The 845-nt window shown below is 62.2% G+C and carries 1 protein-coding gene; it reads left to right on the top strand.

Going from position 1 to position 845, the window contains the following annotated elements; all coding sequences use genetic code 11:
- Positions 1 to 144: 144 nt before the first annotated feature.
- On the top strand, positions 145 to 845 hold a 701-nt coding region (locus tag AC07XB_RS38980), incomplete at its 3' end, for an amino acid permease (protein ID WP_492833120.1).

Below are 845 nucleotides of genomic sequence, written 5' to 3' on the forward strand. Positions count from 1 at the left end.
TTGTTCGCGTCAATGCGATGCGGCATGCCGCATTTGGGGTCAGACGACCGCGGCATGCTGGAACGCCAGCTGCGGTCAATTTCCATGTCATAGGAGCACCAACGTAGCGGCTCATGTAGGTCGCGCTTCACCGAGGAGAGAGACATGAACCCGTCAGGGAAAGGGCTGAGCCATGGACTCAAGCCGCGTCACGTCACGATGGTTTCGATTGCAGGCGTCATCGGCGCCGGACTGTTTGTAGGCTCCGGGCGAGCTATCGCCGAGGCCGGCCCGGCCGCGCTGCTGGCCTATGCCATGTCTGGGCTGCTGGTGGTGCTGGTCATGCGCATGCTGGGCGAGATGGCTGTGGCACAGCCAGATACCGGATCGTTTTCGACCTACGCGGACGGCGCCATCGGACATTGGGCCGGTTTCACGATTGGCTGGCTGTACTGGTGGTTCTGGGTCCTGGTGATCCCGATTGAAGCGACCGCGGCGGCGGCCATTCTGAGCGCCTGGTTGCCCGCCATACCTCAGTGGACGTTTGCGCTGGCGATCACGCTCGCGCTGACCGGCACCAATCTGTTCTCGGTCAGGAGCTATGGTGAGTTCGAATTCTGGTTCGCGCTCATCAAGGTGGTCGCCATCGTGGCGTTCATTGCCGTAGGCGGTCTGGCGGTGCTGGGTTTACTTCCGGGGACTCAGGTATCGGGCGTGGCGCGGCTGGTTGACTATGGCGGGTTCATGCCGAATGGCGTACATGCTGTCATCGCTGTCGTCCTGACAACGATGTTCGCATTCATGGGGGCGGAGATCGTCACCATTGCGGCGGCCGAAGCGGAACACCCGGCCCGGCAAATCGTGCG

This window comes from Cupriavidus sp. GW821-FHT02F09 (genome assembly GCF_059421605.1).